The following is a 22,341-nucleotide window of genomic DNA, read 5'->3' as shown; positions in this document are numbered from 1 at the left end:
TCGCACCGAGTTCGACCGAAACGGGCCTTGTGGGCGGGCTGCGCGGCAGGCCGGAGGGCGTGTCGGGGGTGAATTCAGAACGGGATTTCGACGGGATTCCGCCAATTCCGAACCCATATTCGGCAAACCCGTGAAGACTGCGCGTCGCTACCGTGATGATCGGCCTATGATCACTCGACTGGTCAAAGCGGGCTTCGCCGCCGCGCTGTCCGTGACCACCCTCACCGCCGGTGCCGCCGCCTCGTCGGCCGCCCCCGCCGACGCCCCCGCCGTTCAGGGGCAGCACGTGACCGCGGCCCTGAACGGCTTCCTGCCGGGCACCACCCCTCCCGGACCGGGCAAGCTCTCGGCCGGCTGGACCTCCGCCGGCACCCAGGACCTCACCGGGCCGACCCACATCACCGTCGACCTGCCGCCCGGGCTCACCACCGGGCTCGGCATGTTCTTCTCCACCCCGTACGACTACACCTTCACCGAGTCCCTCTCGCCCGACGGGCGCCACCTGGACGCCGTCCTCGTCGGCACCCGCAGGCCCGGGCGCTACGAGTTCATGAAGCTGGACGTGGGCCGCGACTACACCCAGCAGCTGACCGGCCAGATCGTCGTGACCGTGTCCAACCCGAACGACACCGACCCGACCGGCCACGTGACGGCCCTGTCGGTCGACGGGACCACCCCGGCGCCGGTCGTCCAGGCGCCGCCCACGGTCGACGGCCTCGACACCACCACCGGCCCGGGCGCGGGCGGCACCGCGGTGACCGTCAGCGGCAGCAACCTGGCGCACGGCATGGTGCTGGTCGGCGGCGTCCCGGCGGCCGGCACCTGCACCGACACCGCCTGCACGGTGACCACGCCCGGCGGCTCGGGCAGCGCGCCCGTCTCCGTGGTGACCCCCGGCGGCACGGTCGCGGCGCCGGCCGCCTTCGCCTACACGGGCGCCCCGCCCCCGCCGCCGCCCGCACCGACGGTCGGCAACCTGACCAACACCGGCGGCCCGGCCGCCGGCGGCACCCAGGTGTACCTCCAGGGCACCAACCTGACGTACGGCACGGTCGCGTTCGGCGGGGTGCCTGCCACGCACGTGTCCTGCGGCCCGTCCTTCTGCTCGGCCACCTCCCCGGCGGCGGCGGGCCCCGGCCCGGTGGACGTCACGGTGACCACTGCGGGCGGCACCAGTGCCCCGGTGACCTTCACGTACACCGCGTAGTTCCCGACGTACACCGCGTCGTCCGGCTGTTCCGATGCCCGGGTGCTCCGGCACCCGGGCATCGGCGTGTCCGGGGGCGCGCGCCGGCCCGGGCGTCCGGGTGCGCGCCCGCACGGCGACCGGGGCGTGCCCGCACGTCAGGGGCTAGTTGAACATGTTCAAAAGAAGGGCCTAGAGTCGGTTCCGTACAGACGGGACAAGGCCCCGCCTGCTCTTCGGCATGGAGGTTCGCACCATGGACGCCAATCCGGGCACCGGTCCCGCCGCAGTCCTGCGCAGAGTCCGGCGCTGGCTCTGGATCTTCGTGGTCTGCCTGGTGCTGAGCGGCCTGACGGCCTTCCCCCTGGAGACCGAGACCCGCTGGCTGGCCGACCTCGCGACCGGGCCGGCCGCACCGCTGACCGACCGCTTCCCGGCCGCACTGGACTGGATCGAACGCGTCCGCACCGGCGTCGCGCAGACCAATGACCGCTACCCCTTCCTGGCCTACGGCACCGACTGGCTGGCCTTCGCCCACCTGGTGATCGCCGCCGCCTTCTGGGGCCCGATCAAGGACCCGGTCCGCAACATCTGGGTGATCCGCTGGGCCGTGCTCGCCTGCGGCGCCGTCATCCCCCTGGCCCTGGTCTGCGGACCGCTGCGGGGGATTCCCCTGGGCTGGCGATTCATCGACATGTCGTTCGGGATCGTCGGCGTCGTCCCGCTGCTGATCGTGCTGCGGGCGCTGCGCCCGCTGGAACGTTCCTTCCAGGGGCCGGTGGCCACGAGCTGAGCCGGAGCCGCCCAGCGCCGCCCCAGGGCGTGTGACCAGGGGTCGCACGCCGGTGGGCCCCCTGGGCCCGGGTCACGGGCAACGGCCTTCATCCGCAGGCCCTACCATCTGGCTCAACAGCTGCTGGAAGGCGGACGGGCGTGGCCGATGCGGTGATCGATCTCAATGCGGACCTCGGTGAGGGGTTCGGACGCTGGACGCTGACCGACGACGAGGCCCTGCTGTCCGTGGTGACCAGTGCCAACGTCGCCTGTGGCTTCCACGCGGGAGATCCGTCGACGATGCGCCGGGTCTGCGCGCTGGCCGCCGAACGCGGCGTCCGGATCGGCGCCCAGGTCTCCTACCGCGACCTGGCCGGCTTCGGCCGCCGGGCCATGGACGTCCCCCCGGAGGAGCTCGCCGACGAGATCGCGTACCAGATCGGCGCCCTCCAGGTCTTCGCCCGCGCGGCCGGCTCCCGGGTCTCCTACGTCAAACCGCACGGCGCCCTCTACAACCGGGTGGTCACCGACTCCGAACAGGCCGAGGCCGTGGTGGCCGGTGTGCTGCGGGCCGGGGCGGTCTGCGACGGACCGCTGCCGGTGCTCGGGCTGCCCGGCTCCCGGCTGCTCGCCGTCGCCGAGGGCGTCGGCCTCGCGGTCGTCGCCGAGGCCTTCGCCGACCGCGCGTACACCTGGGCCGGCACCCTCGTCCCGCGCCGCGATCCGGACGCCGTGGTGCACGACCCCGAATCGGTGATCACCCGCGCCGTCGGCATCGCCCGGGACGCCTCGGTGGAGGCCGTCGGCGGCGAACGGATCGCCGTCGAGGCCCGCTCCCTGTGCGTCCACGGCGACACCCCCGGCGCCGCCCAGCTCGCCTGGCGGATCCGCGGTGCCCTCGCCTCCGCCGGGGTCCGGGTGGAGGCGTTCACGTGACGCCCGCCGCCGTCCGGCGCGTCGGCGAGCGGGCACTGCTGGTCGAACTCGACGACACGGCGCAGGTCGCGGCGCTGTACGGATGGCTGCGCGAGCGGCAGGAGAGCGGGGCGCTCGGCGCGGTCGAGGAGATCGTGCCGGCCGCGCGCACGGTGCTGCTGGACGGCGTCGCGGACGTCGGCGCGCTGGCGGCCCTGCTGCGCACGGCCCGTCCGTCGGCGGCCGCGGCGGCGACCGGGCCGCTGGTGGAGGTGCCGACGGTGTACGACGGCGCCGACCTCGCCGAGGTCGGCGCGCTGTGGGGAGTCTCCGAGGAGGCCGCCGTACGGATCCACACCGGGCCCGAGTACGTGGTCGCCTTCTGCGGGTTCGCGCCCGGCTTCGGCTACCTGACCGGGCTGCCACCCCGGTACGAGGTCCCGCGCCGGGCCACCCCGCGCAGCGGCGTCCCGGTCGGCTCGGTCGCCCTGGCCGGCCCGTACACCGGCGTCTACCCGAGCTCCTCCCCCGGCGGCTGGCAGCTGATCGGGCGCACCGGGCTCGTGCTCTGGGACACCGGGCGCGAGCCGGCGGCGCTGCTGGCGCCCGGGGTGCGGGTGCGGTTCACGGCGGAACGGGCGTAGCGGCGGTGCGGGCCCACGGCGGGCGGCGCGCGGGCCCCGGACGGAGCGGGACGGGACGGCGGGGGACGGGGCGGGGGCGGACGGGGTGGGGGCGTTGAGCGGTTTGCTGGTGGTGCGGCCCGGGCCGTTGACCACCGTCCAGGACCTCGGGCGGCGCGGTGTCGCCCACCTCGGGGTGCCCAGGGCCGGGGCGCTGGACGAGCCCGCGCTGCGGGCCGCGAACCGGCTGGTCGGCAACGAGCCGGGCGCCGCCGGGCTGGAGACCACGCTCGGCGGGGTCGCCCTGCGCGCCCTCGGGCCGGTGGTCGTGGCCGTCACCGGGGCGCCCTCGCCCGTGCGGGTGGACGGGCGGGCGGCCGCGTGGGGTGCGCCGGTCACGGTGCCGGCCGGGGCGGTGCTGGAGGTGGGGGCGGCAACCGCCGGGGTGCGCGGCTACCTGGCGGTCGCGGGCGCGATCGCCGTCGCGCCGGTCCTGGGCAGCCGCTCGACGGACCTGCTCTCCGGCCTCGGACCGGCCCCGCTCGCCGCCGGCGACCGGCTGCCGGTCGGCCCGCCTCCGCCCGACCGCCCCCGACCCGACCTGGTACCGCTGCCCGCTCCCCCGGCCGAACTGGTGCTGCGGCTGCGGCTCGGCCCGCACGCGGACTGGTTCGAGCCTGCGGCGCTGACCCGACTGGCCCGCGACGGGTACCTGGTCTCCCCGACCGGCAACCGGATCGGGCTGCGCACCGAGGGCCCGCCGGTCACCCGCGCCCGGGCGGGTGAACTACCCAGTGAGGGCATGGTGTTGGGCGCTGTGCAGATCCCGCCGGACGGACGGCCGGTGGTCTTCCTCGCCGACCACCCGACCACCGGCGGCTACCCGGTGATCGGCATCGTCCCCGCCGCCGACCTCGCGGCGGCCGCACAGGCGCGCCCGGGGACGCCGGTGCGCTTCGTACTGCTGCGGGAGCGCTGAGCGTCCGCCCGCACACCCCCGGCGCTCCTGGCGCGATGGCCGTTCGCACGTCACCGCGGCCGCCGTGGTGCGATCAGACGGCGGGGGCCCCGAACCACCTGGCCAGGTGGCCGCGCAGACCCTGCTGGTCCTCGCCGACCCAGGCCACGTGGCCGTCCGGGCGCAGCAGCACCGCGGGCACGTCCAACTCGTCGCTGACGTCGACGACATGGTCGACCCGGTCCGCCCAGCCCGCCACCGAGAGCCCGCCGGTCTGGTCGAGCAGCAGCCCGCGGCCGCCGTGCATCAGCCCGTAGAGGCGGCCGCGCTTCAGCTCGACGTCGCGCAGCCGGCGGCCGAGCAGTTCATGCCCTTCGCCGAGGTCGTAGCGGACCCCGATCGCGATGATCTTCTCGATCAGGTACCGGTTCACCTCTCCGAACTCCGCCAGTTCCGCCAGCAGCCGGCGCACCGCCTGGACACCGGGCTCCAGGGACATCAACTGGATCTGCGCGCGGGTGTTGTCCAGCACATCGGCGGCCACCGGGTGCCGTTCGGCGTGGTAGCTGTCCAGCAGCCCCTCCGGCGCCCAGCCGTCGACCTCCGCGGCCAGCTTCCAGCCCAGGTTGAACGCGTCCTGGACGCCGAGGTTGAGCCCCTGCCCGCCGGTCGGCGGGTGGATGTGCGCCGCGTCGCCGGCCAGCAGCACCCGGCCGACCCGGTAGCGTTCGGCCAGCCGGGTGGCGTCGCCGAAGCGCGAGAGCCAGCGTGGTGAGTGCGCCCCGAAGTCGGTGCCCGCGACGGCCCGCAGCTGGTGCTTGAACTCCTCGAAGGTCGGAGCAGCCGTACGGTCCTCGGCCACCCCCTCGGCGGGCACGATGACGCGGTACGCCCCATCCCCCTCGCGGATGGCGCCGAATCGCAGCTGGGTCTTGCGGACCTCCGCCATGACGGCGGCGATCGTCTCCGGCTGCTCGGCCAGCTCCATGTCGCCCAGCAACGTCTCCACCCTGGAGGGCTCGCCGGGGAAGCCGACGCCGAGCAGCTTGCGCACCGTACTGCGGCCTCCGTCGCAGCCGACGAGGTAGCGCGAGCGCAGCCGCGTGCCGTCGGCCAGTTCGGCGCTCACCCCGTCCTCGTCCTGGCTCAGCCCGACCAGTTCGCAGCCGCGCCGGAGCTCGGCGCCGAGTTCGGCGGCGTGCTCGGTCAGCAGCTGCTCGGTGACCGCCTGCGGGATGGCCAGGACGTATGCCTGGGTGGTGTCCAGCCGCTCCGGCCACTCCTTGCCGATGCCGGCGAAGAAGCCGCCGACCGTGAACTTCCGGCCGAGCGGGAGGAACCGCTCCAGCAGCCCGCGCTGGTCCATCACTTCAAGACTGCGCGCGTGCAGACCGCGCGCCCGGGCCTCCAGGGGCCGCTCCGTCTCCTTCTCCAGCACGAGCACCCGCACGCCGTGCAATCGCAACTCGCCGGCCAGCATCAATCCGGTCGGCCCGGCGCCGACCACGATCACGTCAATCATCACAAACCCCCAGGTATGCCCGCAGATCCCGGCTTCGGCCGGTCATTCTGCGGCACGACCGGGGCCTTGCGGCAAGCCCCCCGGTGCGCTATATCTTGAGAGTGGCAAGGAGAGTCGACGACCTCCTTGCCTTCGCTGTTTCCGGCCGCTGCCTGCCGCTCGCCGTTTTCCGCTCAACGCCCCGACAGCAGTTCCGCCACCGTCCGCTGCCCCGGGTCGAGCGCCGACTCCCCGTCCTCCGCCGCCCAGACGGCGTTCTGCAGCACCCGGGCGAGCGTCCAGGCGACCGCGGCCGCGCGATCCAGTTCCAGGGTCTCCACCAGGATGTCGAACCGCCACCGCAGCGCCCGGGCGACGTCGCCGGTGGCCAGTACGTCGGCCCAGCGATTGCGCAGCGCCGGGAGGAGTTCGAAGCCGGGGTGCCCGATGAGCGGCTTGGGGTCGATGGCGAGCCAGGGGGCACGGCCGCCGCCCTCGAACGGGGCGAGGACGTTGCCGTAGTGCAGGTCCCAGTGCAGCAGCCGGTCGCCGGGCTCGGCGCGGACCTCGCGCAGGGCCGCGGCGCAGTCGGCGAGCAAGCGCCGCTCGGCCGGGTCGACGAGGGTTGCGGCCGCTTCCGGGGCCCGCGCGAGCAGACCGTCGGCGACGTCCGCCAGCCGGCGCAGGCCCGGGACATCGACCTGACGTCCGGTCAATTCCCTGAGCAGGATGGCAAGGACGCGCAGCGCCTCCCGGTCGTCCGCGACATCCAGCAGCGAACGCCCCGGGTCGAGTCGTTCCAGCAGCATCGAGCCCGAGGCCGGTTCGTGGCCGAGGAGTCGAACCGCCCCTCGCCCGCCCCAGGCCCGGAGGGCGACCGGCTCGCCCTCCGTCTCCTCGTCCACCGGCTGGAGCTTGAGCGCCGCGGGCGTGCCATCGGCGCACCGCACGGGCAGCACCAGTGCGACGACGCCGTGCGCCGGGGGGCCGTCCGGGCGCAGCTCCCAGCGGTCGAGCAACTCGCCCGCCAGGGAGGGGAGTCGGGACGCCCAGGCGCGACCGCCCGGGCCGAGGGACTGCTCCAGCGACGCGGCCAGCGCGGGCGGGACCTCAACGGGCGGGACTTCAAAGGGCATCGCGCGGGTTCCTCTCCGACTCCCCCAGCCTACGGTCGAGGTTCGAGGCCGGCCGCCGAGACGAAGCCGTCGAGGTTGTCGAGGTTGTCGAGCATGATGTTGTGCCCGCAGTCCGGGACGGCCGCCAACCGTACGCCCGGACTGACGGACTGACGGACCTGCGGGCCGAGGAGACTGACGGACTGACCGAAAACCCGCTGCGGCGCCTTCCCTCCCCACCCTGCCCGTGTTCCGATGACGCCCATGGGTAACGACACGCACGCCGGCAACGTACGACGCGAGGGGCACGACGGAACGGGCCCGGGCGCGATCACCCCGGACGGCTGCGCCGTCGAGCTCTGGTCCCGGCTCCCCGTCGGCGACGCCCCGGACGTCATCGAGGCCGCGGTGCCCGCCGGCGCCACCGTCCTCGAACTGGGCTGCGGCGTCGGCCGGATGACGCACCCGCTGACCGACCGCGGCTTCACCGTGACGGCGGTGGACGAGTCCGCCGAGATGCTGGCCAGGGTGCGCGCGGACGTCCGCACCGTGCGCAGCCCGATCGAGCGGCTGGACCTCGGCGAGCGCTTCGACGTCGTCCTGCTCGCCTCCTTCCTGATCCACGCGGGCGACGAGGCCGTCCGCCAGGGCCTGCTGGAGACCTGCCGCCGCCACGTCGCCGCGGACGGCTGCGTGCTGATGCAGCGGGAGGGCGAGGACTGGCACCTCAACGTGCCGCGCGAGGGCAGGCTCGGCACCGACGGCGTGTCTCGCATCGTCTCCTCGACGCCGGTCGGGGACGGCGTGAACTCCGTCCACGCCGAGTACGAGTTCCCGGACGGCCGCTGGACGCACACCTTCCGCTCCCGGCCGCTCACCACCGCCGCGTTCGACCGGGCGCTGGCGGACGCCGGTCTGACGGTCGAGAGCTACCTGACGGAGGACCGCACCTGGGTCCGCGTCCGGCCCACCGGCTGAGTGGCGGAAGGGCCGACGGAAGGGCAGGCGGAAGAGTCAGCGGGGCAGCAAAAGGTCGGCGGGCAAAGCCGGGTCAAAAGGTGAACAAAGAATAGTCATCTTCACCCCGTACCATCGGCCGCGCGCCCGCCCGTGCGCGGCCCGACGGCCGTGCGGGTCGCGGCCTGCCCGCCTGCCCGCACGCCCGCTCCGACCTGCGAGGACCGCACATGTACGACGACTCACGGATACCCCTGGTGGGTGTCTGGTGATCGACTGGTTCCACGGGGCCGTTCTCGGCCTGATCCAGGGGCTCACCGAGTTCCTGCCCGTCTCCTCCAGCGCCCACCTGCGGGTCTTCTCCGCCCTGCTGGGCTGGGACGACCCGGGCGCGGCCTTCACCGCCGTGACTCAGCTCGGAACCGAGACCGCGGTGCTGATCTACTTCCGCCGGGACATCGTCTCGATCGTGCGGACCTGGACGCTGTCGCTGTTCCGCCCGGCGCTGCGCTCGGACCCGGACGCCCGGATGGGCTGGTTCGTGATCATCGGCACGCTGCCGATCGGCATCCTCGGCAAGCTGTTCCAGGACACCATCGAGACCCACCTGCGCGATCTGCGGATCATCGGCACCACGCTGATCGTCTTCGGCCTGCTGCTGGCCTTCGCCGACCGCACCCGCGCGGTCCGGCACGCCCGGCCGATCACCGACCTCACCCTGCCGCACGCGGGCGTCTACGGCATCGCCCAGGCGCTCGCACTGATCCCTGGGGTGTCCCGCTCCGGCGGCACGATCAGCGCGGGCCTGCTGCTCGGCTACAGCCGGGAGGCGGCGGCCCGCTACTCCTTCCTGCTGGCGATCCCGGCGGTGCTCGCCTCGGGGGCGCTGGAGCTGTTCAAGATCGGCGAGGGCCCGGCACCGGCCTGGGGGCCGACCATCCTGGCCACCGCGATCGCCTTCGCGGTCGGCTACGCGGCGATCGCCTGGTTCCTCAAGTACATCTCGCACCACAGCTTTCTGCCGTTCGTGGTCTACCGGGTGCTGCTCGGCGTCCTGATCATCGGACTGGTGGCCGGCGGCGTGCTGGCCCCGGACGCGGGCGTCGTGAAGTAGAACCGCGTTCTACCAGGACAGCGTTCCAGCGCGACCCCGGAACAGCACCGCCCCGGAACAGCAGTGGGCCGGGACACCCGAGGGGGTGTCCCGGCCCGTCGTTCGCCAGAACCGGGAAGGCGGCCACCGGCCTGCGAGGCCCTACCGCCCGAACTCCCGGGCCGCGGTCAGCCGGCCACGGACGGCGGCGTGGACCTCGGCCTCCTCGGCCGGATCGGCCGCGAGCCGGCGCAGGCGCTCCAGCACGCGCGCGTCACCCGTGGTGGCGACATGGCGCGCGGCGAGCTCCCGCGTGGACTCCTCGCAGTCCCAGAGGCACTCGACGGCGGGGCCCTCGGGGAAGTGCACATCCGTCACGGCGAGCGCCCGGGCGGCGCGGCCGCGCAGTTCGGAGGAGGCGGCCTCCCCGTAGATGTGGCGCAGCACGGGGACGGCGTCGGCGGCGACCAGCCGCCCCGCACCGTCGACCAGCGAGCCGAGCCCGGTACCGCTGACCCCGCGGACGGATACCCAGCGGCGCAGCCCGTCGACGACGAACGGCGCGTCGGCCGGCTCCCCGGCGTCGGCGAGCAGTTTGACGGCGGCCTCGCCGAGCGCGCTGTCCGCGCCCCCGGTGGCCGGATCGGCCCAGCGGCGGGCCTGCGCCAGGACCTCGGGGCCGCGCATCCGGCCGACCAGTTCCAGGGCGGCGCGCACGATCCGGTCGTCGACGTCGACGGCGGCGGCCTCGATCAGCCCGGCGGCGGCCGGGTCCCGCTGGTCGACCAGGTAGCGCAGTGCCGCCCGGCGCGCACCGGGCAGGCCGCCGCGGGCGGCCTCCAGGACGGCGGGGCGGTCCTCGGGCCGGACGACGGCGGTCAGGCAGCGGGCGGCCGCGGCGGCCCGGCGGTCCACGGCGTCGGGCGCGGCCGGATCGGGCTCGTCGGGCGCGGGCCGGCTGTCGGCTCCGCCGAGGAAGGCGCCGGCCCCGAGGGCGCCCAGGCTCCCCTGGTCGGCCCAGGCCAGGACGTCGGCGGTGGACCAGCCCGGGGTGACGCCGCCGCGGTTGATCTGGCGCTGCCAGAGGTCGAAGGGTGACTGCTCGCTGGCCGCCGCCACTCTCGGGTGGTAGGCCGCCCACAGCCGCCAGGGCCGGGGCTCGTAGGCGTTGCGGATGAACTCGCGCAGCTCGGCGTCACCCTCGGGGCCCGGGGCGAAGCGGTCCAGGACGGCGGTGCCGAGCAGCAGCAGGCCGCGGTCGTCGTCGCGCAGGGCGAGCTCGTCGAGGGCCCAGGCCCAGTTGGCGCCGGTGGCGGTGTACTCGCGCAGCATCAGCAGCGCGTCGCGCCGGCCGTACGCGGCGAGGTGGCCCAGGACGGACAGGGCGAGGCCGGTGCGGTTCTCGTCGTCGCTGACGAGGTCCTCGGCGGAGTGGAGGTGGTCCTCGATGCCGTCGAGGGGCGCTTCCAGCTCCATGTAGAGGCGGGCGTAGTAGAGGGAGCGGTTCTCGACCTGCCAGTCGGCTCGCGGATCCCTGGTGACGCACTCCTCCAGCGCGGCGATGGCCTCGGTACGGTCGGCGGCCAGCGCGTGGAGCTGCCCGTCACCGCGGCCTCGCTGCAGGAGGCCGAGGAGGCTGGCACTGGGTGCTATCACTGGCTCGAACATGAGGTCAGCATCCGTTGCGGCGGTCGTAGTGGCAACGGGATTTCCGTCGCCGGGGTCTCTGGTCGGTACTGCGGTGGGCGCCCGGGCGCCGGAATCACCGAAGGTTACCGCCTCGCGCCACCTTCCGCACACAGGGCGACGACGGCTCCTGCCACAGTGGCATATGCCAGGGGAATTTTGCCTGCGTTATGTCCAAATCGCCCGCAGGGGTGAGAGCGCTGTGCCACAGTCTTCTCACCACCGGCGGCCCGCACGCGGCGGGCTTCCCCTGAGCGATGGACCCGCCATGAAGATGCCCATAGGCGTCGCCCGCCCGCCGGACACCGCCACGGTGGACGGCGCCCCGGCGGGCGCGACGGACGACGGCGCGCGCGGTGAGCCGAGCGGCGACGCCGACAGCGGAACGGACGGCAGAGTGGACGGCACGGCGCAGGAGCCGTCCAAGAACCCCGACCTCGGCGACGGACCCGGCGCCGACGACGGCCTCGACCACCTCATCGGCTCAGCCGAATGGGACCTCCTCACCGACCGCGTCCGCTGGAACGCGGACACCTACCGACTCCTCGGCTGCGACCCGGGCAACGGCCCGCTCAGCCTCGACCGGCTGCCCGACCGCCTCCCCGAGGCCGACCGGCCCGTGCTGCGCCGGATGATGACCGACGCCCTGGTCCACGGCCGCACCTCCGCCGGAACCCTGCGGATCCGCCGCGACGGCGCCCCGCACGCCAGCGTCGAGTGCGCGGGCGAGCCCGTCCTCGGCACGGACGGCACCGTCACCGCCCTGCGCATGCTGCTGCGGCCGGCACCCCCGAACTGACCGGGGCCGCCGGGACCTCGGAACCCCCAAGGCTCAGGACCCCCAAGGCTCAGGACCCCCAAGGCTCGGGACCCCCGGGCCTCAGGACCGCTTCGGCCGCTTCTTCGCGTCCGCCGCCCGCAACTCCCGCCCCAGCTCGGCCCGGAGCTCGTCCACCACCGGCAGGCCCCGGTAGCGCGCGGTCAGCCGGTACATCTCGCGCAGCCGGTCCCAGGTCCGGTGCGAGGAGTTCTGGCCGATCAGGTTCATCACCATCTTGGCCTGGAACTCCGCCGCGTCCGGCTCGCCGCTCAGCCAGTGGACCGAGGCCAGGGTGATCCGGTCGAACAGCGCCGAGCGCAGCTGCCCGGTGCCCTCCCGCAGGGTGATCACCCGCTCCGCGTGCCGCTGCGCCTGCGCCGCCGCCGAGGGGTCGTGCTCCGCCAGCGTGCGCAGCACCAGCGCCTGCATGCCGCGCAGTTCGGCCTCGTCGAACACCTGCATCCAGGACGGCGGCGGCTCCGGCGCGCCCTCGGCGAACAGGTCCTCGGCCTCGCCGAGCAGCCGCCAGGTGTCCTGGGAGTGCCCGATCGAGGCGTGCGCCCAGGCCTCGACGGTGTTCAGCATCGCGCGCGTTCTCGGCAGCACCCGGCCGCCGGCCGCCTTGGCCGCCGACATCAGGTCGATCGCGTCGTCGGCCCGGCCCAGGTGGACCATCTGCCGCGCGGCCCGGGAGATCGCCTCGCCGGCCCGCGGTCGGTCGCCGGCCTCCTTGGCCGACTCCGCCGCGATCATGAAGTACCGCTGGGCGGTGGGCTCCAGGCCCACGTCGTGCGACATCCAGCCCGCCAGCACCGCCAGGTTGGCCGCGACCAGCCACAGCCGCTGCTCCACCGCCGGGGCGTGCCGGTGCGTCAACAGGCCTCCCACCTCGTTCAGTTGACCGACCACCGCCTTGCGCTGGAGCCCGCCGCCGCGCGCCGCGTCCCAGGCGCGGAACACCTGGACCGAGCGCTCCAGCGACTCCACCTCGTCGAGCCCGACCGGGCCCGCGTCGTACACGTCCACCGCGGGGCGCGCCCCGCCCTGGGTGATCACCTGGCGCGGCCCGGGGACCGAGGCCGCGTACGCGACCGCGTCCCCCCCGAGCCAGCCCTTCAACGAATCGGCGATGACCGTTCCGGCCGTGAGCGCGGCACCCGCGCCCACCAATCCACGTCGGTTCAGCATGAGGTCCATTCCCGTGAACTCGGTGAGGACCGCGGCCGTTCGATCCGGCGACCATGGCACTGCTGCGGACTGCGCCGCTCCGGACCTGGTGGGCCGGTGTCGTTCCAGACCGAGGTCCTCAGTGGTGACGACACGGCCGAGCCGCTCCGTGAACACGGCCGCCAGCACCCTCGGCACCGGATCCCGGGGGATCTCCCCCTGCTCGATCCAGCGCCGTACCCTCGACGTGTCGGTGGACAGCTGCTGCTGCCCCATCGCGGCACCCCTACGGTTGACCAGCCGCGCGAGCTCGCCCTTCGACCAACCGGTCAGGACGAACAGATCAGCGAGTCGGGTGTTGGGTTCCCTGCTCAACGAAGCCCCCAGGTTCCTCGGCTGATTCGAGGCTAGAGGCTCCGGCAAGTGCCAGGCGAGCATTCGCCACCGTTCGCCAGGGCCCGCCAGACTACTAAGCCAGTGCGCGGCGGGTGTGTTGTAGGGGTGCGCCACCTCGCCCCCGGGTCGGGCGGCGTCCCACCGGCGTCGGGGCAGTCCCCCGACCGTGGCACGGGACGCTCCCGGTCCTCACCCGAGGGGGTGGCGCGGCCGGGTGGCGCGGGGGCGCCGGGCACGGCCACGGCAGTCCGGCCGACCGTACTCCCCAGGGTGCGGACGGCCGGAGCACCGCCGTCGTCCGGGTCTCACGACCCCGCGTCCGTGCCCGGCGCCCGCGCACCACCCACCGCACCGAGTCAGGGCCGCCGTCACGCCAGGAAGCACGCGGCACCGGCCCTCCCCGCACCGCGGGGCGCACCTGCCGACGGACAGAAAGGGACCACCCTCACCCCATGTACTCCTCAGCGACGACCCCCTCGCCGACCGCGACCCGCACCGCGCTGCGCCCCCCCACCGCGGCCGCCGGGCGCCCCGGGCCGAAGCAGGTGCCCCCGTCGAGCCGCCCGGTGGCTCCGCACGGCACCGACGGCCGGTCCACGGACGCCCGGGTCCCGTCCGGCCGTGCGGCGCTGGGGCTCCGCGGCCCCGAAGCGGCCCCGCCCGTCGGCGGCCGGCTCCCGCTCGCCCGCCAGGCCGACGGCCGGGTGCTGCGCCCGCCGCACCGGCCCGGCCAGGTCGGCGGCCCCGAGCGGATCGACCCGTCGGCGCTGCAGACCCCGGCGGTGCGGGCCGCGCTGGCGAGTGTCGCGCGGATATGTCCCGCGTTCACCCCGCGTCAGGTGCTGCGCGAGGGCAGCCGCCACATCCTGGTGGCGGGCACCATCGGGCGGGCCCCGGTGGTCGCCAAGTGCCTGGCGCCGCAGGCGGTGCGGAGTGGGTACTTCGAGCAGTTGGTGGCCGACTTCCACCACGAGGTGGCGGTCTACCGGGCGTTCGTCCGGCACCGCCCGCCGGTGCGGCTGCCCCGGCTGGTCGCCGCCGACCACGACCGCTGCGTGCTCGTCATGGAGCGCGTTCCCGGGCGCCCGGCGGCGCGGGAGCGCCACCCGGTCAACGCGCCCACCCCGGGCGAGGTGCGGGCGCTGCTGACCGCCGTCCGGACGCTCAACCTGTGGCGGCCGCCGACCGACGTGTTCCAGCCACGCATGGACTACCCGATGGAGATCGCCCGTTACCACTCGGTGGGGCAGCTCACCGACCGGGACGCCGGCGACCTGCGCGGCCTGCTGCACGGCCTCGGCCACACCCCGCTCCAGCTCTGCCACGGCGACGCCCTGCTCAGCAACATGCTGCTGGCGCCGTCCGGCCCGGTACTGGTCGACTGGGAGCAGGCCGGCTGGTACCTGCCCGGCTACGACCTGGCGGTGCTGTGGAGCGTGCTGTCCGGCGACACCGCGGCGCGCCGCCAGATCAGCCAACTCGCCCAGAGCGGCGGCACGCTGGCCCGGGACGCGTTCCTGGTCAACCTGGTGCTGGTGCTGATGCGGGAGATCCGGCTGTACGACGTGCCGGGCGCCGGCGAGGAGCAGCGGATCATGATCCGCCGGCTCTACGACGACGCCGCGCTCGCCCGCCGGGCCGTCCGGGCCGCGGTCGGCACCCGCTGAGGCTCCGGGCCCCGAGCCCCCGGGGCCCGGACTCCGCTACGGCCGGCCGCCGCGCTCCAGGGCGGTCCGGCCGGCGGCCTCCAGGACGGCCTCGTCCGGGGCGAGGTGCACCCGGCTGCTCAGCACGTCCCGCAGGTAGCGCTCCAGCGGGTGACGCCGGCTCAGGCCGGGGTTGCCGGTGAGCGAGATCGCCTGCTGGACCGCCGTCGTCGCGGCCCGGGTGGCCAGCAGGTGGGCCGGGCCGGTCCGGGCGACCGCGTCCGGCTCTCCCCGGTCCACCCGGGGGGCCAGCCCCTCGACCAGTTCCTCGGCGCCGATCAGCTGGGCCTCGATCTCGCCGAGGGCGCAGCGGTAGCGCGGCAGGGTGCCGAGCGGCTCGGTCAGATTGGCCGGAGTGCGCTGGTTGAGGAAGCGGATCAGCCAGGACTGGGCGGCGCGAGCCACCCCGATCGCCACCGCGGAGAGCGCCAGGTCGTGCCAGGCGAGGGAGAGTTCGGCGGCCCCGGCCCCATCCACCGCGCCGCCCTTGGGAGCGGTGAGGCCGAGCGCGAGCTCGGCCGGCACCCGGACCTGCTCCAGCACCACGTCGTGGCTGGCGCTGGCCCGCAGGCCGACCTGGTCCCAGGTCGGGTCGATCTCCAGGCCCTCGCTCTCGCCGCGGACCAGGAACGTCCCGACCCTCGGCTCCGGCTCGTCGGTCCGCGCGGTCACCGCCATCCAGGCCAGCGCCTCGGCGCCGGTGCAGTACGTCTTCCGGCCCGTCAGCGACCAGCCCTCGCCGTCCCGCCGGGCCACCGTGTCCGGCAGCGCTCCGGACCGGCCGCCGGGCTCCGCGCGCAGCGTGTTGACCAGGGCGGGCCCGCGCCGGGACTCGGTGAGCAGCCGCCGGTAGCCCGCCGTCGGCCAGACCGCCCGGCGGGCCTGCTCGGCGTGCTGGAGCAGCGTGAAGGCGGTGACCACGGCCACCGAGGCGTCCCCGCGCCCGAGTTGGGCCAGCACCCGGACGGTGTCGGCGAGCGTGCCGCCCGGTCCGCCGTACCGCTGGGAGACGGTCAGGGTGAGCAGTCCGGCCTCGTGCACCGCCTCGATGCCCTGGTACGGGAAGGTGGCGTCGCGGTCGTGCTCCTCGGCGCGGGCGGAGAGCAGGTCGACCACCCGGGGCAGTCCGGCGAGGGCGGCGACGACGGCCGAGCGGTCGGGCGCCGGGTGGCCGGAATCCGACGCTCCCGAGGCGGCGCCGGGCACGGCGGCGGCCGCGATGCCGGACGGGCGGTCCGCGGGCGAACGGTCAGCGGCGGTGGTCGTCATGGTGCTGGGGCCTCCGGGCGGCAGCGTGGGCGCGGCAGATGCGGGCGGCACGCCGGACGGGCGCGCGGTACCGGACGGGCGGCCCCGGAGGTCGGTTCACGGCCCGCCCCCGGATCCGGCGACGGCCACGAACGGCCGGCCGCATGCCGCCTCGGGGACGAATTCCCCCTCAGTGGCCCGGACACACCGCGCTGGCGGTGCGCCGCAGGTCCAGATAGCTGCGACGGGTCAGCAGCGGGAGACGGCACGACATGTCCGCGACTGTACGAACCCGTGATCGAAACCGTCAAGCGACGTCCGAGCCCTGGTCGAGGCCGGTCAGCCCTGCTGGAACATGTCGGCCGGGAGCGGCTTCAGCAGCTGATACAGGTCGTCCGAAATCGGTCGGTCCCAGGACGCGATGGTGACCTGGACGCCGTCGCTGCGCCCGAACTGGGCGCAGAACACCCGCTCCTCGCTGACCTTGACCTTCTTCACGATCAGCAGGTCGTCCCCGAGCATCACCGGGAAGTCCTCGGCCGAGACGAAGTCGACCGGCTCGTCGTTCTCCAGCGCCGCGAGCAGCTGCCGCACCTCGAAGGGCACGCTGTCGCCGGTCTCCCGGGCGGGCGAGCCCTCGGGGAGGTTGCCGATGAACATCGCCGGGCCTCTGCCGCCGAACAGGTCGTAGCGCAGGAAAATCCCCTGGCAGGAGCCGTCCGGGCCGGTCATCATGGCCGCACCGAAGTCGCCGGGCCAGTCACCCGGGTCCATCGCGAGCACGTCGAAGTCCGGGCCGGCGGGCTGTCCGGAGCGACGGCGGAGAAAAGACATGGGAACATCGTACGTGCCCGGCACACCACGCTCGCGAGGTGGGTGGGGCACCGTCGGGAGATCGACGCTCAGAGACCAATGTTGACTCTGAGCAACCGTCCGGGCTACGTTCGGTTCAGCACGACAGCCGTTCTGGGTTTCACCCTCCGGGGGGACGGCATGTCGCAACGCGGCCCTACACGCGTTTCCCTCACTGTGCACATCGTCGTGCCGAACTGCCGAGCACCCAGCTTCGTCGTCGCACACAGCACAGCACACAAGCCAACAGTTCCATCACCACAAGCCAGATCCGCGGGGCCCCGGCCCGTCGCTCCCGCGGATCTTGCTCGGGACGCCGCCGCGTGGGGGCGTGCGGGTCCCGAGCAAACGGTGTCGCCGCCGAGTCGCTCTCGGCGTCGACGCCAGCCTCCCGGCGACTGCCGGCCCCTCGTGGGCCGGGACCGGCCGGCGCACCCCGGTGCGCAGGGGATGACTGGGAGGATGGCCTGGCGTTGCTGCCGGGTCGCACAGCAGGCGCCGTGTCTGGCCGCGTGGGGGCGGTGGGCACGGCGTCTGCCTGTGCTCATACTCTGAGCTGCGTTTGTCTAACAGTCAACAGAAATTCTGACGGGGCACGTTCAATAGATCATCAGTTGTGATGTTCGGGGCCGGAATCGACCGCGGAGCGGGCCCCGTTCCGGCGGGGACCGCTCCGCGGTCGTGCGACGGTCGCCCGGGCTCAGGTGAGGTCGAACTCGCCGTCCCGGGCACCGAGCACGAAGGCCCGCCACTCCCCCGGCGTGAACACCAGGACCGGACCGTCCTCCTGACGGCCGTCCCGCATCCCGATGTACCCGTCCACGAACGCGATCTGGACATCCCCGACGCCCTGGCTGCTGCACAGCCACTTCGCGCCGGTGAAGTCCACCTTCGGCTTCCCGCTCGGCGCCAGCTGCGGCTCCGCGCCGCCCGCCTCCACGTCGATCCCGCTGTTGACTGCCACTACCCGGTCTCCTCCCGACGGCTTTCCCGGCCAGCCTAACCACACCCGCCCGCCCCGGTCAGCGGGTTGACGAGGACTCCACCAGCCGGGCCCGGACGCCGCCGGAGGCCCGCTCAACGCGTGTCCCGCCCGGCGGGGGCCACCGGAGCTGCCAGAGTGCTTGGCAGCGCGGGGGACCACCCCCCGCCGGCCGTACGCGGGCCCCCGACGGCCCGCCCGGGCCCCGCCCCGGCCCCGCGGAAGCCGATGCGCACCGGACGCGGCCCGCACCACCTCGCCCAGCACCGCCCACCACCGCCCAGAGGGAGCAGCCGATGAGCCGCCGGGACGGCACCCGCGCCGATGTCATCCCCATCTCCGACGCCCCCTCGGCCCACCCCCCGGCGCCCCGCACGCCACCCGCGCCCGCCACGCTGCCCCGGCCCGCCTCCGGCCGGCCTCCCGTGCACGGCCGGGTCGGGATCGTCCTGGTGTCGCACAGCCAGGAACTGGCCATCGCGGTACGCGCCCTCGCGCTCGCCTTGACCGGATCCGACTCCCCCGCCCCGGTCGCCGCGACCGGCGGGGACCAGGGCGGTCCCGGCATCAGCGCGGTCCTGGTGGCCGCCGCCACCCGCCGGGTCGACCAGGGCCACGGGGTCGTGGTGCTCGCCGACCTGGGCAGCGCCGTCACCACCGTGCGCGCCCTGCTGTCCGACGCCGACGAGCACGGCCTCCCGTTCCCGGTCCGCTTCGCGAACGCGCCGTTCGTCGAGGGCGCGGTGGCGGCCACCGCCACCGCCACCGCGGGCGGCGACCTCGCCGCCGTCCTGGACGCCGCGGAGGAGGCCTACCGGCAGCGCAAGGGCTGAGCGGCCTCGCGAACTCCGCCCACCCGGGGTGACCGGGCGGCTACCATCGGCGAAGGGTCCGGGCTCCCGGCCCGCCCGGGGAGGGGAGGCGAGGATGCGGACCGTCCGCCGTGCGCCGCTCAGGGGCGCTCCTTGCCCTCCCACACGAAGACCGTCGACCCCTCGCACTCCAGCGCGTGGCGCAGCCGCTCGTGCTCGACCTCGATCATCGGCGGCAGCCCGTCCAGCGGGTACCAGCCGACCTCCAGCGACTCGTCGTCGTTCACCCTCGCCTCGCCGCCGACCGCCCGGCACCGGAAGGTCAGCACCAGGTACTGCGTCACGTCGCCGTTCGGGTAGGTGACCTGCGGCGAGACGGTGACCGAGGCGAGCAGTTCGGGCACGGCCACCACCCCGGTCTCCTCCAGGCACTCGCGCACCACGCCGTCGGCGGGCTGCTCACCGGGGTCGAGGATGCCGCCGACCGGCGCCCACCTCCCGTCGTCGGCCCGTCGGCCCAGCAGCACCCGGCCGCGGTCGTCCAGGACGACGGCGACGACGGCGGTCAGCCAGAGCGGGCGGGTGCCCACCAGGGCACGGAGATCGGCGAGGAACGGGGGAATGGCCATGCGCCGCAGCCTAGGCCCTGTCCGGCGGGGCCCCGGGCCGACGCCACCGACGTGCGGTCCGCGGCACGCGGGCTCATCGCGCGAGGCCGCCCTCCGGGCGCAGCAGGGCCAGCACGGTCAGCCCGAGGATCCGCAGGTCGAGCCGGAGCGAGCGGTGCTCCACGTACCAGAGGTCGAGTTCGGCCCAGTCCGGCCGGGCGAGCGGGCGGCGGGCCTGGAGCTGGGCCCAGCCGGTCAGTCCGGGCCGGACGTCGAGCCGGCCGCGCTCGCGGCGGGAGTAGCGGACCACCTGGTCGGGGCGGACGGGCCGGGGGCCGATCACCCCCATCTCGCCGCGGGCGACGTTCCACAGCCGGGGCAGTTCGTCCAGGCCGGTCCGGCGGAGCAGGGCGCCGAGCCGCCCTCCCCGGCTGGTCCGGAAGCGGAGGACCTGGAACTCCCGGCCGTGCCGTCCGGCCCGGGTCAGCCGCAGGAGCACCGGGCCGGGCGCCGTACAGCGCAGCAGGCCGGCGATCACCAGGGCCAGCGGGAGCGCGACGATCCCGGCCAGGGCGGCGAGGGCGAGGTCCCCGCCGCGCCTCATCCGGCGGACACGGCGGTGCGCCGTGCGCCGTCCGGCTCACCGCCGGGTGACCCGCCCGGATCCCCGACCGCTTCTTTGACCGGATCGGACGTGGCGCTGCCGCCCATCTCTTCCCCTCCGCGGCACCGTCGAGTCCACGGCACCGTCGAGCCGCAAGAACGCATTCACAGTAGAGGCGCCTCGGAGCCGTGGCCCGGGAATGGTGAAAGAAGTGCGCAGAGGATTGTCCGACAGGCCGAAATTCGGTCGATCTGACCAATATTGCTCGATCTGCTGCTCGACCTACCGCCTGAAATGCCGAGGGCAATCGAAGTACAGCCGTCCACCGAAGGCCGGCCGGTCGCCGAGGCGGTCAGAGCGCGGCGCGGCGGCGGTACCGCAGCAGCCCGAACGCGATCCGGCCGAGCAGCAGCACTCCCGCGGCCAGACAGCCCGCCACCGCCATCGCCCAGGCCGGACCGTCACTGTCCGGAACGATCACGGCCACCACAATGCCCAGCGCGAGGCAGGCCAAACCCACCATCGCCAGCGGAAGCTGGTGGGTGACCAGGGCTCCACCACTCCACGCACGGGCCATCCTGGTCGCGCCGTGCAGGTGGAAGGGATCACGGTCCGCATCTGCCATGAGCCCAAGGTACCCCCGGCGAACGCCGGAGGCAGCCCGCGGGCAGTGAACGTTCGGCCACCCGGTGCGGCCGGCCCGCCGGCCTTGCCCGAGCCCCCCGCGGCCCGGCCCCGGTCGTGCATTCCGGCTCCACAATCAGTCCACATCAGTTCACATCAGTCCACGAAAAATCCTCGTCCCCCCGGTACAACCATCCGCTAGGTGCAGCGGTCTCAATGGCATTGAGCGATCCAGGAGCCGTTCGCGGGAAGGGTGCGAGCCCCCCACCGCGGACCGGAATACCCAGGAGGCGGAGCCGCCGCCTCCTGGAGTCGGAGGCCGGGCTCCGTCCTCCGGCGGTACCGCCACGCCGCTCGGCGACCGAGGGGGAACCGTGCCGCAGTCCCAGTCCACCACGTCGATCTCCATGGCCCCCACCAGGCCAGTCCCGTTCGTGCGCCCGCTGCCGACGGCCACCCGCCGCCACCCGACCGCCGACCGGGGCCGGGCGGACGCGCGGGGCGAATGGCTGCGGTTCGCCCCCGTCCAACCCCTGTTCCGTGCCCGCGCCGCACAACGCCTCGCCGTCCTCGCCTACCACGGCGTCACCGACCACCGGTCCTTCGGCGCCCAGCTCGACCGGCTCCGAAGACTCGCCACCCCGGTCTCGCTCACCGCCGTCCTCCAAGCCGTCACCGAACAGCGGCCGCTGCCGCCCCGCAGCGTCCTGGTCACCTTCGACGACGCCGACCGCAGCGTCCTCACCCACGCCCTGCCCGCCCTCGACGCCCGCGGCATCCCCGCCACCGCCTTCGTCATCTCCGAGCTCATCGGCACCGAGCGCCCCTTCTGGTGGCACGAGGCCGACTTCCTCGCCCGGCACGGCGGCCGTGCCCGCTCGCTCGACTGCGGGCACCCCTCCCAGCTGCTCCCCCGGCTCAAGGCCATGCCCGACCCCGACCGGCGGCGCAGCCTGCACGAGCTACGGGTCAGCGCCGACCGCCGCCCGCCCCGCCAGGAGCAGCTCACCCCCGCCGACCTGCTCGCCCTGCGCGACGGCGGCGTCGCCATCGGCAACCACACCCAGGGGCACCCCTGCCTCGGCCGCTGCGACGACGCCACCGTCCGCGCCGAGATCACCGGCGCCCACGAAGCCCTCACCCGCTGGCTCGGCGAACCCCCGATCGCCTTCGCCTACCCGGACGGCGGGCACGACCCGCGGGCCGAAACCGTCCTCCAGGAGCTCGGCTACCGCCTCGGCTTCCTCTCCGACCACCGGCTCGGCCCCCGTATCCCCTCCCACCCGCTCCAGATCAGCCGTCTCCAGGTCGACTCCACCACCAGCACCCGCCGCTTCGACACCATCCTCTCCGGCCTCGAACCCGCCTATCGTCGCTGGCGCCGCCAAGCCGTCGCCTGACCGGTCGGGGCACGCAAGGGGACGCAGGGGTACCCAGAGGCCATCAGGGACAAAAATGAGCCCCGCCAGGGACTGGTACGGGACTCTTGGGGGCGAAATTTGGGCCTGCCTCAGCGGCCAACCAGCCGCCCGTAGGGCAAAGCCCTGCCCTACGGGCACAGAACGTCGGGCGGGCCGACTTCCCGCGTCGGCGGCTGCGGACGGGCAGCCGGCCGCCACGGACTCCTCAGCCGACCCCGGGGGCTGAGGGGCAAAGATTTGCCCCTCAGCTCATGACGGAGAACGTCGAGCGGGCCGGCTTCCGGCACCGGGGC

Annotated in this window: 21 protein-coding genes; 11 read left to right on the top strand and 10 right to left on the bottom strand. The window is 74.5% G+C overall.

All coding sequences use genetic code 11. The features are described from left to right. Positions 1-166 precede the first annotated feature (166 nt). The 5 genes from ACIQVZ_RS35385 to ACIQVZ_RS35365 all read left to right on the top strand — a co-directional run bounded on the left by ACIQVZ_RS35385 (position 167) and on the right by ACIQVZ_RS35365 (position 4,477). Complete coding sequence (locus tag ACIQVZ_RS35385) at positions 167-1,207, top strand: IPT/TIG domain-containing protein (RefSeq protein ID WP_402455813.1); 1,041 nt, start codon at positions 167-169, stop codon at positions 1,205-1,207. 235 nt (positions 1,208-1,442) lie between these two features. Next, complete coding sequence (locus tag ACIQVZ_RS35380) at positions 1,443-1,979, top strand: hypothetical protein (RefSeq protein WP_350884245.1); 537 nt, start codon at positions 1,443-1,445, stop codon at positions 1,977-1,979. Positions 1,980-2,119: 140 nt separating this feature from the next. Beyond that, positions 2,120-2,896: a LamB/YcsF family protein gene (locus tag ACIQVZ_RS35375; protein WP_244293516.1), complete on the top strand. Its 777-nt coding sequence runs from the start codon at positions 2,120-2,122 to the stop codon at positions 2,894-2,896. Beyond that, complete coding sequence (locus ACIQVZ_RS35370; RefSeq protein WP_402455809.1) at positions 2,893-3,519, top strand: allophanate hydrolase subunit 1; 627 nt, start codon at positions 2,893-2,895, stop codon at positions 3,517-3,519. The genes ACIQVZ_RS35375 and ACIQVZ_RS35370 overlap by 4 nt, the downstream gene beginning before the upstream one ends. Before the next feature lie 94 nt (positions 3,520-3,613). Continuing rightward, entirely contained in the window at positions 3,614-4,477 is an 864-nt protein-coding gene (locus ACIQVZ_RS35365; protein ID WP_402455806.1) for a biotin-dependent carboxyltransferase family protein, read from the top strand. Between the two features lie 73 nt (positions 4,478-4,550). Here ACIQVZ_RS35365 and rox read toward each other — a convergent pair whose 3' ends face one another. Continuing rightward, positions 4,551-5,978 carry a rifampin monooxygenase gene (rox, locus tag ACIQVZ_RS35360; protein ID WP_402455803.1) on the bottom strand — a complete coding sequence of 476 codons (1,428 nt, stop codon included), beginning with the start codon at positions 5,976-5,978 and terminating at the stop codon, positions 4,551-4,553. A gap of 173 nt (positions 5,979-6,151) precedes the next feature. Continuing rightward, entirely contained in the window at positions 6,152-7,093 is a 942-nt protein-coding gene (locus ACIQVZ_RS35355; RefSeq protein ID WP_402455800.1) for an aminoglycoside phosphotransferase family protein, read from the bottom strand. A 243-nt stretch (positions 7,094-7,336) separates the two neighbouring features. Here ACIQVZ_RS35355 and ACIQVZ_RS35350 point away from each other — a divergent pair, with 243 nt between their 5' ends. Further along, a complete protein-coding gene (locus ACIQVZ_RS35350; RefSeq protein WP_350884235.1) occupies positions 7,337-8,050 on the top strand; it encodes a class I SAM-dependent methyltransferase in 714 nt (237 codons plus the stop codon). A gap of 250 nt (positions 8,051-8,300) precedes the next feature. Next, positions 8,301-9,143, top strand: coding sequence for an undecaprenyl-diphosphate phosphatase (locus tag ACIQVZ_RS35345; protein WP_402455835.1), 843 nt, complete (start codon positions 8,301-8,303; stop codon positions 9,141-9,143). A gap of 141 nt (positions 9,144-9,284) precedes the next feature. Here ACIQVZ_RS35345 and ACIQVZ_RS35340 read toward each other — a convergent pair whose 3' ends face one another. After that, the gene (locus tag ACIQVZ_RS35340; protein ID WP_350884231.1) at positions 9,285-10,790 is read right to left on the bottom strand and encodes a HEAT repeat domain-containing protein; all 1,506 of its coding nucleotides are present in this window, start codon (positions 10,788-10,790) and stop codon (positions 9,285-9,287) included. Positions 10,791-11,076: 286 nt separating this feature from the next. On the opposite strand from ACIQVZ_RS35340, the gene ACIQVZ_RS35335 reads away from it, so the two are divergent. After that, positions 11,077-11,607: a hypothetical protein gene (locus ACIQVZ_RS35335; RefSeq protein WP_350884229.1), complete on the top strand. Its 531-nt coding sequence runs from the start codon at positions 11,077-11,079 to the stop codon at positions 11,605-11,607. Positions 11,608-11,688: 81 nt separating this feature from the next. Here the strand turns inward: ACIQVZ_RS35335 and ACIQVZ_RS35330 are convergent, their stop codons facing one another. Further along, the gene (locus tag ACIQVZ_RS35330; protein WP_350884227.1) at positions 11,689-13,170 is read right to left on the bottom strand and encodes a hypothetical protein; all 1,482 of its coding nucleotides are present in this window, start codon (positions 13,168-13,170) and stop codon (positions 11,689-11,691) included. Between the two features lie 473 nt (positions 13,171-13,643). On the opposite strand from ACIQVZ_RS35330, the gene ACIQVZ_RS35325 reads away from it, so the two are divergent. Then, entirely contained in the window at positions 13,644-14,858 is a 1,215-nt protein-coding gene (locus ACIQVZ_RS35325; protein WP_402455796.1) for a phosphotransferase, read from the top strand. Positions 14,859-14,894: 36 nt separating this feature from the next. Here the strand turns inward: ACIQVZ_RS35325 and ACIQVZ_RS35320 are convergent, their stop codons facing one another. The 3 genes from ACIQVZ_RS35320 to ACIQVZ_RS35310 form a co-directional block, all read right to left on the bottom strand. Then, complete coding sequence (locus ACIQVZ_RS35320) at positions 14,895-16,166, bottom strand: acyl-CoA dehydrogenase family protein (protein ID WP_402455794.1); 1,272 nt, start codon at positions 16,164-16,166, stop codon at positions 14,895-14,897. A 318-nt stretch (positions 16,167-16,484) separates the two neighbouring features. Continuing rightward, positions 16,485-16,979, bottom strand: coding sequence for a hypothetical protein (locus tag ACIQVZ_RS35315; protein ID WP_063350170.1), 495 nt, complete (start codon positions 16,977-16,979; stop codon positions 16,485-16,487). 718 nt (positions 16,980-17,697) lie between these two features. Next, positions 17,698-17,937, bottom strand: a complete 240-nt coding sequence (locus ACIQVZ_RS35310) for a DUF397 domain-containing protein (protein WP_350884291.1) — start codon at positions 17,935-17,937, stop codon at positions 17,698-17,700. A 467-nt stretch (positions 17,938-18,404) separates the two neighbouring features. Here ACIQVZ_RS35310 and ACIQVZ_RS35305 point away from each other — a divergent pair, with 467 nt between their 5' ends. Next, the gene (locus ACIQVZ_RS35305) at positions 18,405-18,812 is read left to right on the top strand and encodes a PTS-dependent dihydroxyacetone kinase phosphotransferase subunit DhaM (protein WP_402455833.1); all 408 of its coding nucleotides are present in this window, start codon (positions 18,405-18,407) and stop codon (positions 18,810-18,812) included. 119 nt (positions 18,813-18,931) lie between these two features. Here ACIQVZ_RS35305 and ACIQVZ_RS35300 read toward each other — a convergent pair whose 3' ends face one another. The 3 genes from ACIQVZ_RS35300 to ACIQVZ_RS35290 all read right to left on the bottom strand — a co-directional run bounded on the left by ACIQVZ_RS35300 (position 18,932) and on the right by ACIQVZ_RS35290 (position 20,628). Beyond that, entirely contained in the window at positions 18,932-19,420 is a 489-nt protein-coding gene (locus ACIQVZ_RS35300; RefSeq protein ID WP_402455793.1) for an NUDIX hydrolase, read from the bottom strand. 73 nt (positions 19,421-19,493) lie between these two features. Next, positions 19,494-20,003 carry a sugar transferase gene (locus ACIQVZ_RS35295; RefSeq protein WP_350884217.1) on the bottom strand — a complete coding sequence of 170 codons (510 nt, stop codon included), beginning with the start codon at positions 20,001-20,003 and terminating at the stop codon, positions 19,494-19,496. 352 nt (positions 20,004-20,355) lie between these two features. Beyond that, the gene (locus ACIQVZ_RS35290; protein WP_350884215.1) at positions 20,356-20,628 is read right to left on the bottom strand and encodes a hypothetical protein; all 273 of its coding nucleotides are present in this window, start codon (positions 20,626-20,628) and stop codon (positions 20,356-20,358) included. Between the two features lie 373 nt (positions 20,629-21,001). On the opposite strand from ACIQVZ_RS35290, the gene ACIQVZ_RS35285 reads away from it, so the two are divergent. Next, positions 21,002-22,027, top strand: a complete 1,026-nt coding sequence (locus ACIQVZ_RS35285) for a polysaccharide deacetylase family protein (RefSeq protein ID WP_402455790.1) — start codon at positions 21,002-21,004, stop codon at positions 22,025-22,027. Positions 22,028-22,341 lie beyond the last annotated feature (314 nt).

Source organism: Kitasatospora sp. NPDC098663, from assembly GCF_044760075.1.
GTDB lineage: Bacteria > Actinomycetota > Actinomycetes > Streptomycetales > Streptomycetaceae > Kitasatospora.
Note: the sequence above shows the minus strand (reverse complement) of the source record. Positions and strands in the feature narration are given on the sequence as shown.

Bases quoted from the DNA above. Each gene is read 5' to 3' on its own strand.
- ACIQVZ_RS35385 (WP_402455813.1), top strand. From the start codon at position 167: ATGATCACTCGACTGGTCAAAGCGGGCTTCGCCGCCGCGCTGTCCGTG.
- ACIQVZ_RS35380 (WP_350884245.1), top strand. From the start codon at position 1,443: ATGGACGCCAATCCGGGCACCGGTCCCGCCGCAGTCCTGCGCAGAGTC.
- rox (WP_402455803.1), bottom strand. From the start codon at position 5,978: ATGATTGACGTGATCGTGGTCGGCGCCGGGCCGACCGGATTGATGCTG.
- ACIQVZ_RS35355 (WP_402455800.1), bottom strand. From the start codon at position 7,093: ATGCCCTTTGAAGTCCCGCCCGTTGAGGTCCCGCCCGCGCTGGCCGCG.
- ACIQVZ_RS35350 (WP_350884235.1), top strand. From the start codon at position 7,337: ATGGGTAACGACACGCACGCCGGCAACGTACGACGCGAGGGGCACGAC.
- ACIQVZ_RS35340 (WP_350884231.1), bottom strand. From the start codon at position 10,790: ATGTTCGAGCCAGTGATAGCACCCAGTGCCAGCCTCCTCGGCCTCCTG.
- ACIQVZ_RS35335 (WP_350884229.1), top strand. From the start codon at position 11,077: ATGAAGATGCCCATAGGCGTCGCCCGCCCGCCGGACACCGCCACGGTG.
- ACIQVZ_RS35325 (WP_402455796.1), top strand. From the start codon at position 13,644: ATGTACTCCTCAGCGACGACCCCCTCGCCGACCGCGACCCGCACCGCG.
- ACIQVZ_RS35320 (WP_402455794.1), bottom strand. From the start codon at position 16,166: ATGACGACCACCGCCGCTGACCGTTCGCCCGCGGACCGCCCGTCCGGC.
- ACIQVZ_RS35315 (WP_063350170.1), bottom strand. From the start codon at position 16,979: ATGTCTTTTCTCCGCCGTCGCTCCGGACAGCCCGCCGGCCCGGACTTC.
- ACIQVZ_RS35300 (WP_402455793.1), bottom strand. From the start codon at position 19,420: ATGGCCATTCCCCCGTTCCTCGCCGATCTCCGTGCCCTGGTGGGCACC.
- ACIQVZ_RS35295 (WP_350884217.1), bottom strand. From the start codon at position 20,003: ATGAGGCGCGGCGGGGACCTCGCCCTCGCCGCCCTGGCCGGGATCGTC.
- ACIQVZ_RS35290 (WP_350884215.1), bottom strand. From the start codon at position 20,628: ATGGCAGATGCGGACCGTGATCCCTTCCACCTGCACGGCGCGACCAGG.